The 14,326-nt window shown below is 54.7% G+C and carries 14 protein-coding genes and 1 pseudogene; 9 read left to right on the forward strand and 6 right to left on the reverse strand.

Annotated features, from left to right (window positions below):
* The first annotated feature begins 173 nt into the window (after window positions 1–173).
* From ABD735_RS18505 to ABD735_RS18545, 9 genes are all read left to right on the forward strand, one after another.
* Complete coding sequence (locus ABD735_RS18505) at window positions 174–2,453, forward strand: heavy metal translocating P-type ATPase (protein ID WP_344809266.1); 2,280 nt, start codon at window positions 174–176, stop codon at window positions 2,451–2,453.
* Window positions 2,450–2,746: a DUF2933 domain-containing protein gene (locus ABD735_RS18510; protein ID WP_344809268.1), complete on the forward strand. Its 297-nt coding sequence runs from the start codon at window positions 2,450–2,452 to the stop codon at window positions 2,744–2,746. The genes ABD735_RS18505 and ABD735_RS18510 overlap by 4 nt, the downstream gene beginning before the upstream one ends.
* Window positions 2,736–3,392: a methyltransferase family protein gene (locus ABD735_RS18515; protein ID WP_344809270.1), complete on the forward strand. Its 657-nt coding sequence runs from the start codon at window positions 2,736–2,738 to the stop codon at window positions 3,390–3,392. Before ABD735_RS18510 ends, ABD735_RS18515 begins: the two co-directional genes overlap by 11 nt.
* A gap of 37 nt (window positions 3,393–3,429) precedes the next feature.
* Window positions 3,430–3,795: a cation transporter gene (locus ABD735_RS18520; RefSeq protein ID WP_344809272.1), complete on the forward strand. Its 366-nt coding sequence runs from the start codon at window positions 3,430–3,432 to the stop codon at window positions 3,793–3,795.
* 90 nt (window positions 3,796–3,885) lie between these two features.
* Complete coding sequence (locus ABD735_RS18525) at window positions 3,886–4,368, forward strand: hypothetical protein (RefSeq protein WP_344809274.1); 483 nt, start codon at window positions 3,886–3,888, stop codon at window positions 4,366–4,368.
* Between the two features lie 605 nt (window positions 4,369–4,973).
* Window positions 4,974–5,354 carry a methyltransferase family protein gene (locus tag ABD735_RS18530; protein WP_344809276.1) on the forward strand — a complete coding sequence of 127 codons (381 nt, stop codon included), beginning with the start codon at window positions 4,974–4,976 and terminating at the stop codon, window positions 5,352–5,354.
* Between the two features lie 240 nt (window positions 5,355–5,594).
* Window positions 5,595–6,353 carry a MauE/DoxX family redox-associated membrane protein gene (locus ABD735_RS18535; protein WP_425548632.1) on the forward strand — a complete coding sequence of 253 codons (759 nt, stop codon included), beginning with the start codon at window positions 5,595–5,597 and terminating at the stop codon, window positions 6,351–6,353.
* A gap of 43 nt (window positions 6,354–6,396) precedes the next feature.
* The gene (locus tag ABD735_RS18540) at window positions 6,397–6,966 is read left to right on the forward strand and encodes an ion channel (protein WP_344809278.1); all 570 of its coding nucleotides are present in this window, start codon (window positions 6,397–6,399) and stop codon (window positions 6,964–6,966) included.
* Between the two features lie 559 nt (window positions 6,967–7,525).
* A complete protein-coding gene (locus tag ABD735_RS18545) occupies window positions 7,526–8,458 on the forward strand; it encodes a catalase family protein (RefSeq protein WP_344809423.1) in 933 nt (310 codons plus the stop codon).
* 62 nt (window positions 8,459–8,520) lie between these two features.
* Here the strand turns inward: ABD735_RS18545 and ABD735_RS18550 are convergent, their stop codons facing one another.
* From ABD735_RS18550 to ABD735_RS18575, 6 genes and pseudogenes are all read right to left on the reverse strand, one after another.
* On the reverse strand, window positions 8,521–8,904 hold the full coding sequence (locus tag ABD735_RS18550) for a hypothetical protein (RefSeq protein WP_344809280.1): 384 nt from the start codon (window positions 8,902–8,904) through the stop codon (window positions 8,521–8,523).
* Window positions 8,905–9,429: 525 nt separating this feature from the next.
* Entirely contained in the window at window positions 9,430–10,191 is a 762-nt protein-coding gene (locus ABD735_RS18555; RefSeq protein ID WP_344809282.1) for a DUF305 domain-containing protein, read from the reverse strand.
* Window positions 10,192–10,404: 213 nt separating this feature from the next.
* A pseudogene (locus ABD735_RS18560) lies at window positions 10,405–10,836 on the reverse strand (transposase); the annotation flags it as partial.
* A gap of 195 nt (window positions 10,837–11,031) precedes the next feature.
* Complete coding sequence (locus ABD735_RS18565; RefSeq protein ID WP_344809284.1) at window positions 11,032–11,541, reverse strand: c-type cytochrome; 510 nt, start codon at window positions 11,539–11,541, stop codon at window positions 11,032–11,034.
* A gap of 79 nt (window positions 11,542–11,620) precedes the next feature.
* The gene (locus tag ABD735_RS18570; RefSeq protein ID WP_344809286.1) at window positions 11,621–12,499 is read right to left on the reverse strand and encodes a copper resistance protein B; all 879 of its coding nucleotides are present in this window, start codon (window positions 12,497–12,499) and stop codon (window positions 11,621–11,623) included.
* A 9-nt stretch (window positions 12,500–12,508) separates the two neighbouring features.
* Entirely contained in the window at window positions 12,509–14,311 is a 1,803-nt protein-coding gene (locus tag ABD735_RS18575) for a copper resistance system multicopper oxidase (protein ID WP_344809288.1), read from the reverse strand.
* Window positions 14,312–14,326 lie beyond the last annotated feature (15 nt).

Raw genomic sequence — 14,326 nt, forward strand, 5'->3', positions numbered from 1 at the left:
GCAACCAATCAGCTTGAGAAAACTGCAGTTGCCTTTCCCTCGGTCGGTGGTACGGCAGGCCCACATTGCCAGATCTTCGGCATGCACTTGATGTGGATCAATAGATCCACCAGGGGGACACCATAAGATAAGGATGTACCTTGGAAAGGTGCCGTCTAAAGGAAGAAGCCACCATGAATGAAGCCGCCAGAATCAACGCGCCAGTCACCACTACCCTCATCGTCCCAGGCATGGGCTCTGACCACTGTGCGGGGCTCGTTTCCGAGTCCATCCGGCGCTTGCCGGGTGTGGACAGCGTACAAACGAATATTGCCGCGCACAGGGTTACCGTAGCATCTCAAAGCGTACCACCGGAGAGCATTCGAAGAGCCGTCGAGCGGGCGGGCTACGAAGTCGACTCGGTGGATACCGGCTCTACGTCTGACTCGGAGCTGCAGTCTGAGGAGCGATATTTTAAACAGGCAGAAAAGCGGCTATGGATTGCTGGTGTTCCAACCACGATCATCATGCTCATCATGGCGCCACACATGTTTTGGCAGCCCATCCCTGGTTATCTGGCCATAGTTGCCATTCTCGCCTTTCCGGTCGTCTTCTTATTTGGGGGCTGGGCCACGCACAAGTCAGCCTGGCGCTCGCTTACCAACCGTACGGCGAACATGGATGTCCTTATTTCCATTGGCAGTCTGCCGCCTTACTTTATCGGGCTGGTTGGCTTTATCTATCCGATGACCTCTTTTATCGAAATGGCTGCGACCATCATGACCTTCCACATGCTTGGCCGGTATCTGGAAACCAAAGCCAAAGGACGCGCTTCACAGGCCATCAAGCGACTGTTGAAGATGGGTGCAAAAACGGCCCGCGTGGAACGCGATGGTGAAGAGCTTGAAATCGCGGTCGCGGATCTCACCGTGGGGGACGTGATGATCGTACGTCCGGGTGACAAGATACCGACTGACGGCGAAGTCATTGAAGGCGTTAGCCACGTCGATGAATCCATTGCCACCGGTGAGTCTGTTCCTGTCGAAAAGACCGTCGGCGCGACCGTACTTGGCGCAACGGTTAACAAGGAAGGACGCCTCAAGGTGCGGGCGCAGCGTGTGGGATCTGACACCTTTCTGTCACAAGTCATACGCCTTGTGGAGCAGGCCCAGGGTTCCAAGGTACCCATACAGGAATTCGCCGATAGAGTAACGGGCCGATTTGTTCCAGCCGTTATTGTCATCGCCCTTGCCAGCTTTTTTTCCTGGCTGCTCCTGGGCGACGTTCTTCGTCCAATCCTGTTTTGGGGGGCAAGTTTCCTGCCTTGGGTAGATCCCACTGTATCAACACCAGTGGCCGCGATACTGGCTGGCGTGGCGGTACTGGTTATTGCCTGTCCTTGCGCTCTAGGCTTGGCTACACCGACAGCACTCATGGTTGGTTCTGGACTTGGCGCAGAACGTGGTGTGTTGATTCGGTCTGGTGAAGCCATTCAGACGCTGAAAGACATCAAGGTGGTTGTGCTGGACAAGACGGGAACAATTACGCGTGGCCAACCGATATTGACCGAAGTCGTCGCTGCGGCCGGCCAGGAGGAAGACTGGGTTCTGCAGCTGGCGGCAGCGGTTGAGAATGCATCAGAGCATCCACTGGCGAAAGCAGTCGTAGACGGTGCCAGAAATAAGGGATTGCCAGTTGCGGAGGTTACGGAATTTCGTTCTGTCACTGCGAGGGGCGTCGAGGGCATCGTAGACGGTCGCAAGATCCTGATCGGTAACCGGCGCTTACTGAGTGAATCCGGCATAGCCGTCGAAGCGCTGGATGAGGCTCTGGACCTGCTTGAAAGCAAAGGTCGAACGGCAGTGTTGATAGCCGAAGATGACAGGGCTATCGGCATTGTCGCGGTGGCAGATGCTGTCAAACCCGATTCGAAGTCAGCTATAGCAGCAATGCACTCGCTCGGCCTTCATGTGGTGATGATCACAGGCGACAACGAACGAGCCGCCAAAGCTGTAGCGGCTGAAGTCGGACTGGACCAGGTGATGGCCGGTATCCTACCTGAAGGTAAAGTGGATGCGGTGCGCGAGCTGCAGCGGATTTACGGGCAGCATGTCGCCATGGTCGGCGATGGCATCAATGATGCGCCGGCTCTGAAACAGGCAAACGTTGGTATCGCCATCGGTGCCGGTGCCGACGTCGCGATCGAAGCTGCCGAGGTCACGCTGGTCAGTGGAGAGCTGTCCAAAGTCGTCGAGGCGATCAACCTTTCTCGCGCCACGTTCCGAAAGATCGTGCAGAACCTGTTTTGGGCCTGGGCGTACAACCTGGCCGCGATCCCAGTGGCAGCGCTCGGCCTACTGCACCCGATGATCGGTGTAGTGGCGATGACCGCAAGTTCACTTTCAGTTATCGGCAACTCGATTCTCTTGAAGCGGGCAAAAATTGGCGAAGACCAGCGAGGCGCACAGTCATGAACACCAGGTTCTGGTTTTCAAAACAAGGTTTAGGCGCGGCAGCGCTCATCATCTTCACCAGCTACTTTCTATTGATGGAGCATAGAGCGCATCTGTTCCAGGCCCTCCCTTTCCTGATCATCTTGCTGTGCCCGTTAATGCACATGTTCATGCACTCGGGCCACGGCAATCACAGCCATACCACCGACAGCTCAGACGACGGCGAGCAAGCAGCGTTTCAGCGCGGACTGGACGCCGGGCGTCGCGAAGCTGGAGCGGTTGACAAGACAGGAGGCAATGATCATGCAAGGTGAATCGTCATATGGTCTCTGGACGCTGGTAATTCTGAATTCAGCTATTTTCATTTTTTTCGCCTTCAGTTTCGTGAAACCCAAAACGCGAACCGACTGGCGGAGCCTGGGTGCGTTCTCCGGCTTCATTATCGCGCTCTTTACTGAAATGTACGGCTTTCCGCTCACCATCTATTTTCTTTCCGGATGGCTGGCGGAGCAATATCCGGGCATCGATTTCCTTTCCCATGAAAGCGGGCATCTTCTGGATACCTTGCTTGGGCTCGAGGGCGATGCACATTTCAGTATTCTCCATATCGCGAGCAACGCACTCATCATAATGGGATTCTTTATCCTGTCATCCTCGTGGGCTGTTCTTCACAAAGCTCAGCAAGCTGGCGCCATGGCCAGCGACGGCTGGTACGCCCGATGCAGGCATCCACAGTACCTTGCGTTTATTATCATCATGTTCGGGTTTCTCTTGCAGTGGCCGACAATACCGACCCTTGTCATGTTCCCGATTCTGGTAGTCGTGTATGTCAGGCTGGCGCGAACTGAGGAGAAGAAAGCGCTGGCCGAGTTTGGCGAGCAGTACAGACAGTATCAGCGCAAAACGCCAGCGTTTATTCCCAGGCTCAGCCAACCTTCCATGCAGGCCGGATCGACGTGATAGGGGTCTTAAATTCAACTTCAGCGGGGTATAGCCAATGACTCGAAAAGAGCATCGCCTGGGCGTTTCAGAAGAAAACCTTGTGGGACGCCATTTAAAGCTCGAAAGCTGGGAGGAGGACGCGCTGAAACTGGCTATGGCAGAAATCGATGCCATGTTGGGCATCGATGCGATCTCTTTTGACCGTGATTCAGATACGCTCCACCTGGCTTACGACGCAGCGCGTCTCTGCCTGGAGAGCCTCGAAACCATCCTTGAAAAACATCAGTTGGTGGTGAGTCATGACTGGTGGACACAATTCAAAGAGGGTTACTACCGGTTCGTCGACGAGAACATTGCTGACAACGCCAAACACGCCCCTTGGAGCTGCCACCAGATACCGCCGCCCGTTCGCAAAAAGTAACGACGTACGACGGAGGTAAAATGCCGATCGAGACAAGCAAGCTTAGCAGCTCCATCGCAGCGCGTCATGCTACGCAACCAAGGATTGACAATGGATCGCCCCCACTGGTCAGTACCTCTCGCCCTTGTTTGGGTATCCAGTTTTTTTCTGCATTTTGCCTGGGAAATGTGGCAGGTCGTCTTCTATGAAGGCATGGCTACAGCTAGTCATGCCGCCGCAATCTGGATCTGCACCAAGGCCACTTTTGGTGATGCCAATATTGCGCTCGCCGCCTATCTAGCGGCAGCGTTGAGCGTATGCTCCATCGACTGGGTGAGGACGCCCACAGGAACGCCGCTGTTTTTCTACCTGGCGGCGGGACTGCTCATCACGGTCTTATTCGAATACCTGGCAACCGAAGTGTTAGGACGATGGGAATACAACGAACAGATGCCAACGCTGCCATTGTTAGGCACCGGGCTGCTACCGCTGGCTCAGTGGATAGTGGTGCCTCTGGTCAGCCTCTACGCAACGCGGCTGATGTATTTCGGTTTTCTGCCAATGCGTGAATACGCCGCCAACAAGCCAGCGTAGCATCTGAGTTAGGGGGGCAGCATGATGAGCGGTATGATGGAAAATAACTACATGTACAGAACGGGAGTTGGTATAACGCACGTACAAGGGGCATGAGGCCAGCCAACTTCTTTCGCAACGGCCCTTCATTTGGCGGGTATCACCCCCGCGAGCCGTCGGAGCTTTACCAAACGAAACATGACAGGAGACCTGCTTATAAACAAGCAGTTGTTACCACCTTACGATTACTCCGACCTCCGCGCAGTCTTTGTCAACACGACTTTAAAACCTTCGCCCGCCGATTCGCATACTCAGACATCGATGGACGTATCCCAGCACATTATGAATGGGTCAAGACGATCGTGAGGATCAGCCCAACAGCGAGGTATACCAACAGGGTCGACCAATGCCAAGATTTTGCGACCCAGAACCAGTCTTTAGCGCAGTACACGGCGAGCGCATAGGCGCCAAAGGCAATGTTGGCGTCGCCGATGGTCGCGCGTGTGCATAGCCACACCACATCCCAGTGGCTTGGGCTCAGATACCTGCGTTGTGATTAAGAGTGCTAGCCAATCCCAATCATGGTCCGCGACCAATCATCGCTGGCAATACAGGTAAACCAAGTCATGAATGATGCAATTAGCCACTCCGGAGCCTGGGGCCTCACACTGATCGTGATTGTTCTGATTTCCTGGTTCTTTTACCGCTATTTCGCGCCGAAGAACTGGCGTGAATGGGCCGACGCCGGCGTGGTTCAGGCTTTGATTATCGCGCTACTCGGTGAGGGCGTGGTGCATTGGCCAACGCTATTCTCGATCGGTCTTTTCCCTGTGATTGTGCTCGTGTACACATGGTTGGCTCGACGCGAGGAACAGCATATGCTCGAAGAGTTTGGCGATAACTACCTTGCCTACAAGCACCAGGTTCCGATGTTCATTCCCCGCTGGGGAAGCTGGCGTCAACTCGCCGCCGCCTCACGAGACAGTGGCGATAGCAACCCGGCGTAAAGCTATTACGCATACAACCCGCCCGGCGTTGAAATCGATAGACACGCTATTGCTTCGCTCACACTTGAGTCGCGTCACTGGTTTGCGAAACGTGACTGAGCACTTCGTCGAAAAGCGATATCTTCGTTTCAGAGCCGGCACAGTGGACGCACCAATCCAGGCTAATTTGTTGATCGTATCCCAGCTGTTCCGCAAGGGAGATTGCGACGGTTATTGGAAATGCAGTTGAAGGAGGCTTCGATGCCCATGGATACTCAGACTAAGAAGGCCGCTCTGTACCGGATGGTTATGCCCAAACATACCTGCCCTTATGGACTCAAGTCCAAGGACTTGCTGGAGCGAGAGGGTTTTGAGGTTGAGGATCACCACCTGGAGACCCGCGAGCAGACCGATGCCTTCATGCGCGAGCATGACGTCAAAACCACGCCGCAGACTTTCATTGGTGATGAGCGGATCGGTGGCTACGATGACCTTCAGGTCTACTTTGGCAAGAAGGACCCGGAGGCGGAAGACACAACCTATCAGCCGATTATCGCGCTTTTTTCGGTCGCGGCATTGCTTGCGCTCGCTTTCGCCTGGGTCGCGCTGCCATCGGTCTTCGCATGGCAGACACTAGGTTGGTTCATCTCGATCTCCATGGTCCTGCTGGGTTTACAGAAGTTGAAGGACATCGAGAGCTTCTCGACCATGTTCCTGAACTACGATCTGTTGGCGAAGCGCTGGGTGCGCTATGGCTATGTCTATCCGTTCGTAGAGACGGGCGCGGGCCTGCTGATGACGGCGATGGTCCTACCGTGGCTGTCGATCCCCGGTGCGTTTCTCATCGGTACGGTGGGCGCGGTGTCGGTTTTCAAAGCTGTTTATGTCGACAAGCGCGAGCTGAAGTGTGCTTGTGTCGGCGGCGACAGTAACGTTCCACTGGGCTTCGTCTCGTTGACTGAAAACCTCATGATGGTCGCCATGGCGGTGGTGATGGCCATCGTGATCTTCACTCAATGAGGCTTGTTCGACTGCGGCGCGGCCGTCCAAATCGGGGCAGGCAGTGATTGCAGCCATTGCGCTGTCGGCGATACTGATCGCCGTCGTCACTGCAATGCATATTGGCGCGCTGCGGTTTGCGTCACAGTTCGTGACGCCGTCCCGCCATCCAGGACAATGCGTTGCGGTCGCGGTCGCCGCAATCGTGCTTGCCCACACCGCCGAGGCGTTGCTCTATGCGGCCGGCTTCTGGCTTGCCGTGCATGACGTACAGATCGGCGACCTCGTGTCGCCTCCATCTGGCAACGGCAGACCCCTCACTTTTATGGACTACTTTTACTTCTTGCTGGTCAATTACACGACGCTTGGGCGGGGTGACCTCATGCCCGACGGCCACCTTCGATTCATGACCGCGATGGAGGCCTTTCACGGTTTCCTGCTGATCACGGCATCCGGAACCTTCATCTTACAGATCATGGGTGGCAAAAACCCTTCGCAAGCTAGGGGCTGTCGACGTTTGCATGTTCCCTGGCCTGTGCAGGACCATCATTGCCAATCAGAGCACAGCGGTCTCCCCAACGTTCCGCTGCGCGATTGCAGCCCTCCCAGGTATCGACAAAATTCCTGTCGCTGACGCTTTTCGCGACGATGCCATAAGTCAGGCCTTCAGCACGGCCTCCCTGAATTGTCAGGACCGTAGCCAGCAATACAAGCGTTAGCATGACTGCATGACTGCATGACTGCATACTTTTTCATATGACGGTGAATCCAGGTTCAGTGGCAGGAGAATTTTACATACTAGCCCCCGGCAGCAAGCAGAGCGATGTCTGTAGCCTTCAACTGAATAGCATCCGCCAAGCGCGCGGTGGCTAAATCGTTCAGGCGTATCATGACCCGCTCGTCTCATGCTCCCGTATCGATTGTGATCAGTTCTATTCAATCAGCAAGATACATCGCACCGATTCAAAACACTCAAAATGGACTTTGCCATGAAATTTCTGCCGCCAATCATATCACTTTAACTCGTACTGGCTGGCTGCAGTTCGACAGCGACCCAGCCTCAGCCCCTTTCCACTGAAGAAACGGCTACCATTGAAAAGGCATATCCCGAAGCGGATCCGGTATTAGGGGAAAAACTATATCCCAATGAGGCGCTTTTAGCCCATCAAACAGCAAACCTTACCGAAGATATAATACGCGATCGTTACACCAACGGGGATGCCCGGCGTGATGTTCACCCTAAAGCTCACGGCTGCTTGAAAGCAGAGTTCGAAATGTTGGACGATCTGCCGAAGTCATTGAGCCAGGGCGTGTTTCAATCGGGTAAATCCTATCCCGCGTGGGTGCGTTTCTCTAATGGCAACCCTGATCCTGGTCGCCCGGACATCAAGGGGGACGCCAGGGGTATGGCGATAAAGCTGCTGTCCTCGCCGGCTGAGGCCGATTGGCAAAGCGCAGCGCAAACGACAATGCAGGATTTTATCCTCATTAGTCACCCCGTCTTTTTCGCAAAGGCACCTGAAACTTATGTGGGTGTGCATCGACATCTATCGTCTGATGGATTCTGGACGATATTGGCCATTCCCTTCCATTTGGGGCTGAAAGGCTCGCTTATTGCGCTGGAGATGACCGATAAACAAATTGCCAACCCCTTATATACCCGATATTGGTCAGAAGTTCCTTTTCAACTTGGCAAGGGACAGAACCGGAAAGCGGTGAAATATTCAACCCGTCCTTGTACCGCCAGGGCGAATGAGCCTCCCGATGACTCTGAGCCGGGCGATGATTATCTTCGCGAGGCAATGAAGACCACCCTTGATCAAAGTGCGAGCTGCATGGAGTTTCTGGTCCAGCTTCGAGCAGGCGACGAAATGAGTGTCGAAAATTCAATGATCGAATGGAAAGAAGAGCAGGCCCCTTTTATTCCGGTGGCGCGCATACACTTTCCCAAACAAACCTTCGATACATTTGCTCAAAATACATTCTGCGAGAACGTCGCTTTCAACCCCTGGAACAGCTTGCCCGAACATGAGCCGCTAGGCGCCATGAACAGAATGCGCAAAGTGATCTACGAACGAACAAGCAAAGTCCGACGGGAAATGAACTCGGTGGTTCCGGCCCAATAGTGGGGCCGTACTTTTCAAGCGTGTCTGGCCGCTACAACTCTCGATGGGCCTTGGCATCCAGCTCAGAGCTGCGGTAGGCCAGGGGTACCGAGCAGGTGGCCTTCAACAGCTGCTCTGCATTTGCCCGCGTAACGTGCGTATACACCGGCTGGCCAGTTGCAGTACAGGTAGTGACCGCAATCTGGGGTATAGGCTGAGCCCGCCTCTCCGTCAGTCGAGAGGGGTGACGCGTCAAAGTAGGGATTTATCAGGAAACTGCTCTGATCGGTGCGAAAGCTGTCGATGATGAGCGCCCATGGGCTACGAGCAGTGACCATGAGCAGATCTTGAACACTTGGGCCCGGCACCTTGAGCGCCGGGGTAGCGTGGAAACGAATTGTGAAGCCGAGTACATCAGGCAGATGATTTTGCTCTGTTCTCCACAGGCCTGCAGACAGTCTGACCAAGGCCTTTCCAGACAGACGTCTTGCAAGGTTCTAATAATTCCTCACGCCTGGCGCAGGCTCCACACGCGCCGTAAAATAAATCCCTCGTGGGTGGAAAAATCCGTCCTGGCGAAGCAGGCTGCAAAGGCCAAACAGCGGGGAAACGAGCGCTCCTGTCCAGAAGCCTAGAAATTCTCCTATGCCGCGGGGTTCTGGGAAGGCAGTGTCACCGTGTCCTGTTGCTGCTTTTGGCTAGGGTGTCCGACGTACTGGAAGACGGTGTCGATGAGCAACCGCTAGCCACAGCGATTGTGCAGCAGACACAATATATCGCGATGATAGTTGGTGGCCGTTCTTGCATCCTTGCATCTTTTTACTATGGTGCACATTCGTCTCACTGTGGTGCACGCCATTATCGGTGGATCGCTAAAGTGATCCAGACAGCCTGTCACTGCACAGCTGACGGCATCGCAATCACCTGGGGCTAGCTCACTGCCGATCATTCATCCTCTAACCTGTCTTCACCATGCCCGTTTTCTATCTTGCCTAGCGGGTAGTGACGCGCCGGCGCGAAAATCTCAAGAGGGCGAGTGCACCTGCCAGCAGGCCTAGAGTTGCAGGCACGGGTACTTCGTTGGCGCCGCCGGGAATGGGCGGGTTAAAGTCGACACCGTACTCGGACTGAAGCTGGTCGCGCATTTTCAAGACGCCTTCGGTTTGCGCTTCGACAATGTTTGCGCAGTAGCTGAGCAAGTCACTGTGGACAGCGTGGTCGAGGCATTCCAACGAGCGACTGATTGCGCTGATGTGGTGTAAAGAGAAGCCCATGAGAAATTCGATGTCAAAGGGCGCGCCTGCTTCTGCCGCCTCCAGGGAATCAATGAGCACTTGCCCAGACGGTGGCACGTCGAGAGCCGCCGTGTAGCCATACCACTGGTCAAGAAACCCTTGGCCAATCACTATTTCCTCTCGTTGTGCAGCATTACTGGTCACAGCAATATCTGACACGACAGGATCAGTGGACTTGGCGGGAGTGGAGGGATAACTAGGCGGGTTGCCGGGATAAGGATCACTTTCAGTAGGCCCTACGGTATCGGTGCCAACGGCAAGTTCGGTGGGCCTTAAGCCAGAATAGTGGTGGTCGAGAATGAATTCTAGATAGTTCTTTTCGAATTCGCCTGCGGGGCCAGGAATAATAGCTGTCGCGTGTGAAAAGCTCGCCACGCTGGAGAGCGCCCCCACGGCAGCGATCTGTCCAACGGTAAAGCGCAAGCGCTGGGTGGCTGACAAAAGATTTCGATTAAACATATGAACTCCTTGGATGACTCGTTCAGAGGAAAATGACAGGAAACACAGCTAGGTGCAGTGACTATCAACCTAAGCTGTTGTTAACTACGGTTCAGTGTTTTCGAAGGCCCACTTCCGCGAAGATCTAACTAGTGCCCATCCAGAAACATGCATTTTCGGCTAGTTCAGCTTGTCTCTGGATATGGGGCACTTTGCTGAGTATTCTCAGAGCCTGTCGATACGCAGCTTATCCCGGGAAGCAGTACCGCCATCCACAAGGCTTTTTGTAAATACCTGATGCGCCTGCGCCAATGTTTCTGGCTTGATGCTGCGAATCGTCGACTGCAGCCAGGACCGGCTGGGCGACAGGTGAGCTGGCAAGCGGGCGAACGTTCGGTAGGTCACCGAGTCCGACAAATGGAAGGCCAGCTGTTCATAGCTCAAACGCAGTTGTTGCCTCAAGAGCAGGCAGCGCAAGACACTTTCTGCGCTGAGGCCGGTTCGTCCCACGGCGGCTACTGAGGTATCGATTAGATCTGCCGCTATCAGCTCCAGAATCTCCGGGTGCCTGTCCAGGATCTCCGATAGCTTCCGGAGTCTGACGCCATACTCGTGATTTGAGTACTGTTCAAATATACTGGTCTGAGCATTGCGGATCTTTCGCATGCTGGATCCTCCTGGTTGTTTGGTGGCTGTTTTTGGTTCGCACTTAAAACATACCAAATCCAAGAGGATTCTTTTATATTTTCTCAGAATATTCCATGAAAAATCAGCTGCTTATTGGTTTCTGGATGGGCACTAGCTAATCAACTGTTCTGTGGCGCAGTCTGGTGCCAGGCTCAAACCGCTGTAGCCGAGCCCTTATTCCTTACCCGCCGTCTGCTGACGATACTGTTGAGCATCAAGCTCAGGCAAAGTCTGCAAAAAGGCAACGAGGTCCCAAAGCTGATTGTCATCAAAAGTGAGACCAAGCGCAGGCATGCCTGACATTTTGATACCGTGCTTGATGATCCAGAACAGGTTGGCTGGGGCGTGATGCTCAATGTGCTCCTTCAGCCGCGGTGGCTGCGGTTTCATCCCGACGTGTATGGCAGTAGGGTCGACACCAGGCCCTAGATGACAGCCAGCGCAGATGCGGGCATACATCTGAGCTCCACGGTCTATCCTGGCGCTCGATTCGAGATTATCGGGCGCTACGATATCGTCATCACGAACGGCGATCGAGCGAGCCATTGTGGTATTAAGAAGCCAGCGCGTGACGCCGAAGTGCGGCTCGTCTGCGGCCACGTTGTAGAGGCCAGAGTAGGCGAAGCCGACGATACCGATCACAACGACTATGAGCAGTCCGAGAATTGCCTTGATTGCAGTCATTCGTTCCTCTGCTTCGAAACCGTATTGCCTCAGCAGATACGGCCTTCGCTCAATGGTGGATGAAGACGGCACATATACTTCAGAACCAGAAGCGCAGACCGGCAACAGCCGCCGTCTTGCTCGTATCCTCACCTGCTTTTTCGAGCATGTTTTTGGTAGAGCCAACGTTCTGCTCCCACTCGACGCCGATATAGGGCGCAAAACGCCGTATGATCTCATAGCCCATACGTAGGCCGAGTTCGAAGCCATTGACGCCTGAGCCAATGTTGTAAGCCTCTACGGTCTGCAAGGCGAGCGAAGTTTCGAATCGTGGCTGCAGATAGAGCCGCTGGGTCAGCCGCATGCTGTACTCCACTTCGACGATGGCAGATACATCGCCATCGTCGCTGATGTAGGCTGTGGCATCAACTTCGAACCAGTAAGGCGCAAGCCCCTGCACACCAAAGGCCAGAAAATCGCGATCAGCCTTGCTGGGAATGAAATCGTGTCGCAGGCCTGCCTGCAGATCCCAGAAACTGGCAATGTTGCGACCATAGAGGAGTTCCAGTTCAGCCTCCTCGACACCACCCTTCTCGGTATCGGCAGTGCCTTCGCTTTCGATATACAGCTTGTTGTAATCTTCACCGACCCAGCCGGTGAGATCCCAGAGCGCCATATCAGGCCCATCCTTAAAACGGTGCTCGAAGCGGTCGAAGACGAGCGTTGCGAAGATGCCATCGTCTTGGACCGGCAGGGTTCCGAAATTACCAGCCGCTTTGCCAGGCTCATCCACAGCCATCTTACGAATGGCCTTGCCCTCAGGCGGTGGCGCTGGTGTATCGTCATAGTCCTCCGGTAGCGGCGCCGTGATCGCCGCGTTGGGTACCTCTCCTGTTCGCTCGTCAGCCCACACGGCATGAGTGGCGAAGGTAGCCAAAGGGAGAACCGCGAAAATTGCAGCTGTCCAGTTTTTCATCATGATTCTCCTTTATGCCACACGCATGACCTGAAACATCCCTGCCTCCAGGTGATACAGAAGATGGCAGTGAAAGGCCCAGTCGCCCTTTTCGATCGGCGTTATCCTGACTGCCAGTTTCTCTCCGGGCTTTACCAACACAGTGTGCTTGAACGGAATCTCGTCATTGCTGCCGCCATTTTCAAGCTGCATCCACATACCGTGGAGGTGAATCGGGTGCTCCATCATGGTGTGATTCACCATCCATAGGCGCAATCGCTCGTTATGTTTGAAAAGATAGGGCCCATCGTGCTCGCTGAATTTCTTGCCATCAAAGGAGAACATGTAGCGTTCCATGTTCGCGGTAATATTGATGGTCATTTCACGATCTATCTCAGCCTTATAGGGCTGTGGGGCTGCTGATCTCAGATCCTTGTACGTCAGTACCTTCCAGCCATCGTCACCGAGACCGATGCCAGGCTCACCGAGGCGATCCTGTGGATTGGAGATGACCATAGCGACATTGGTATTGCTCTTGTCTGGCTTGAAAGGTGTGGGACCGTTTGGTCCTGGCACGGCGGTGTCACCCTCTTTCATACCTTTCATGCTGGGCATTTTCTTCATGCCACCTTTCTTCATCTCCTTTTTGCCATCCGGGCCGTCCCACTCATCCCCAGGCTGCATGTCATCCATCATGCCCATGCCAATATCAGCCAGATCCCGCACCGGCCTTGGCCGCAGCGCCGGAACCGCTGCCGTCATGTTGGCTTCCGGGGCCAGTGTACCGCGGGCGAAGCCACTACGATCGAGTGACTCAGCGAAGATGGTGAATGCCTGTTCGGCGGTTGGACGGACGAGCACATCGTAGGTCTCGGCCACACCAATTCTGAACTCATGAAACTCGACTGGCTTGACTGGCTTACCGTCGACCATGACCACAGTCATGTCGAGTCCCGGGATCCGCACATCAAAGGTGCTCATCGCGGAGGCGTTGATGAATCGGAGGCGAATTGTCTCTCCGGGCTCGAACAGACCAGTCCAGTTCATATCGGGCGAGTTGCCGTTCATGAGATAGGTGTAAGCATGACCCGTCACATCCGCCAGATCGACAGGCATCATGCGCATCTTGCCCCAGGCCGCGCGGTCTGCAATTGCGTCGCCCAGGCCTTTGCGGCTGACTTCGTCGAAGAAGTCGCCTACTGTACGGCGCTGAAAATTGTAGTAATCGCCAGCAAGATTGATGTTGCGGAAGATAGTTTCAGGATCCTCGAAAGCCCAGTCGGAGAGCACGACTACGTGGTCACGCTGATACTTGAACGGCTCCGGCTCTCTGGGCTCGATGATCAGAGGACCATACATGCCGGTCTGTTCCTGGAACCGGCTGTGGCTGTGATACCAATAGGTTCCTGCCTGCTTGAGACGGTACTTGTAGTGATAGGTATCCCCGGGAGGAATACCTTTGAAGTTGATGCCGGGCACCCCATCCATTGGGAAGGGCACGAGAATGCCATGCCAGTGAATCGAGCTGTCATCATCGAGCTCATTGGTCACATTGAGATTGATGAAGTCACCCTCCCGCAGTCTGATTAACGGCGCTGGCACAGTGCCGTTAATGGCAGTAGCCCTGGACTGCCGGCCGTCAATCGTGAGCGGCGCATAGCCCACCGTGAGATCATACCTATCCTTGATCTCATGTGTGGCCAGCCCCTGCGCAGCAGTGGCAGCCCAGGCAGGCAAAGGCAGAACGCTGTTGATGCCGGTGAGAAAAAAACCAGCCCCCGCCATTCTGAGCAGCTCCCGGCGATGAGGGTCTGCGAGCGATGATCGTCGATTCACTGTTGGTACCCTCCT

The organism is Allohahella marinimesophila (genome assembly GCF_039538005.1).
Lineage (GTDB): Bacteria > Pseudomonadota > Gammaproteobacteria > Pseudomonadales > Oleiphilaceae > Allohahella > Allohahella marinimesophila.

What these genes read in the sequence shown, in the direction of transcription:
- ABD735_RS18515 (WP_344809270.1), top strand. Translation starts at nt 2,736, where the DNA reads ATGCAAGGTGAATCGTCATATGGTCTCTGGACGCTGGTAATTCTGAAT.
- ABD735_RS18510 (WP_344809268.1), top strand. Translation starts at nt 2,450, where the DNA reads ATGAACACCAGGTTCTGGTTTTCAAAACAAGGTTTAGGCGCGGCAGCG.
- ABD735_RS18505 (WP_344809266.1), top strand. Translation starts at nt 174, where the DNA reads ATGAATGAAGCCGCCAGAATCAACGCGCCAGTCACCACTACCCTCATC.
- ABD735_RS18570 (WP_344809286.1), bottom strand. Translation starts at nt 12,499, where the DNA reads ATGATGAAAAACTGGACAGCTGCAATTTTCGCGGTTCTCCCTTTGGCT.
- ABD735_RS18565 (WP_344809284.1), bottom strand. Translation starts at nt 11,541, where the DNA reads ATGACTGCAATCAAGGCAATTCTCGGACTGCTCATAGTCGTTGTGATC.
- ABD735_RS18520 (WP_344809272.1), top strand. Translation starts at nt 3,430, where the DNA reads ATGACTCGAAAAGAGCATCGCCTGGGCGTTTCAGAAGAAAACCTTGTG.
- ABD735_RS18535 (WP_425548632.1), top strand. Translation starts at nt 5,595, where the DNA reads ATGCCCATGGATACTCAGACTAAGAAGGCCGCTCTGTACCGGATGGTT.
- ABD735_RS18555 (WP_344809282.1), bottom strand. Translation starts at nt 10,191, where the DNA reads ATGTTTAATCGAAATCTTTTGTCAGCCACCCAGCGCTTGCGCTTTACC.
- ABD735_RS18525 (WP_344809274.1), top strand. Translation starts at nt 3,886, where the DNA reads ATGGATCGCCCCCACTGGTCAGTACCTCTCGCCCTTGTTTGGGTATCC.
- ABD735_RS18530 (WP_344809276.1), top strand. Translation starts at nt 4,974, where the DNA reads ATGAATGATGCAATTAGCCACTCCGGAGCCTGGGGCCTCACACTGATC.